At 48.7% G+C, this 1,302-nt stretch carries 1 protein-coding gene and 1 pseudogene; both read right to left on the reverse strand.

From position 1 onward, the window contains the following. Nucleotides 1-143 precede the first annotated feature (143 nt). On the reverse strand, nt 144-1,013 hold the full coding sequence (locus R7F07_RS24930; RefSeq protein ID WP_411976920.1) for an iron-siderophore ABC transporter substrate-binding protein: 870 nt from the start codon (nt 1,011-1,013) through the stop codon (nt 144-146). Nucleotides 1,014-1,063: 50 nt separating this feature from the next. After that, nucleotides 1,064-1,302, reverse strand: a pseudogene (locus tag R7F07_RS24935) (ABC transporter ATP-binding protein); the annotation flags it as partial.

The raw sequence follows: 1,302 nt of genomic DNA on the forward strand, positions 1-1,302 counted from the left end.
GAAAACATCACGAAATTCGCTGGCGCTTTTTGGTTGAGTGAACAACTGCCATTGTTCACTCAACGACAAGCTCGTATCAATTTGTAAGCTCAATAGGCTAAGCAACGCAATCAGCGCGACATAGCCAATGTACGGTTTCGTTCTCATTGTTTAGGTGCCAGTTCAATTAAGCTGTCCGTAATGGCTTCTGCCACGTATTGCAAAGACATCGCGCCGACGTAGGCCCACACCGCTCTTACCGAATTTACGCGCTGTTTTTTCACGAATGGCATCGCTTGCCAAAGTGGTGAGCTGTTCAACTTGCTCTCTTGTGGGAAAGGCTGCACGTAAAGTACGTAGCTTTGTTCAAGGTTTTGTAAGCGGTTGATGCGATCTTGTTTGATACCCCAAGCGCGCGCAGAGACTTGGATAGGGTTGGTTAACCCAAGCTGCTCAACCACATAGTCAGTGGTCGAATTTTCCGTTGATAGCAGAACAGAATTGGGTGTCGAGAAGCGCATCACCAACACGTCTAATGGGGCAGAATAATGCTGACGAATCTTGTCACGCAGTTGTTTGAATGAGTCATTGAGTTTTGCCAGTTTTTGTTCCGCTAACTCTTGTTTATCAAACAGCGCACCTAGCGTACGAAAATGCTTGATTGCGGTTTGAGCCGCGGCTTCGTTTTGCGAAAAATTCGGCAAATACACCACCGGCGCGATTTGTCTGAGCAGGGGAATCAAATCTTGCTGGGGAGAAGCTGCTAGGATCACATCGGGTTTCAAACTCGCGATTTTCTCTAAATTAGGTTCGGCGCGAGTGCCGATATCCTCAATGGATTCTGGTGCGTAAGGATTCACTACCCACTGGCGGTAACCCGGCAAGTTAGGCGCCGCAATGGGCTCGATGTCCAACGCGAGCACTTGCTCCAAAATGTCCCAGTTGAGAACCACGACGCGTTGCGGCACTTGCTCAAAAGTCACTGCGCCGTACGCATCATGAACGGTAATGTCTGCGTTCGCTCGTGCAATCATCACTGTGAAAAGTAGCGTCGTGCAGCTTAGTTGTTTGAGAAATCGAACCATCATGCACATACCACCGCCACCTTCTGGCTAGCAAGTGTGTCCGCGGGCGTTGGATGGTCAATGAGCTTAATTGGTGATTCGTAAAGTGCAGACAAACGCGCTTCATCAAGCAGCATTTCGGCGTTGCCTTCAAAGGCAATTTGACCTTTTTTGAGCGCAACTATGTGGGTTGCGTAGCGCAATGCTAAGTTCAAATCATGCAGGATCACGATAATGCCTACGTTCTCGGTTCGATTCA

Origin of the sequence: Vibrio sp. YT-16 (genome assembly GCF_033337405.1) — a bacterium.
Taxonomy (GTDB): Bacteria; Pseudomonadota; Gammaproteobacteria; order Enterobacterales; family Vibrionaceae; genus Vibrio; species Vibrio alginolyticus.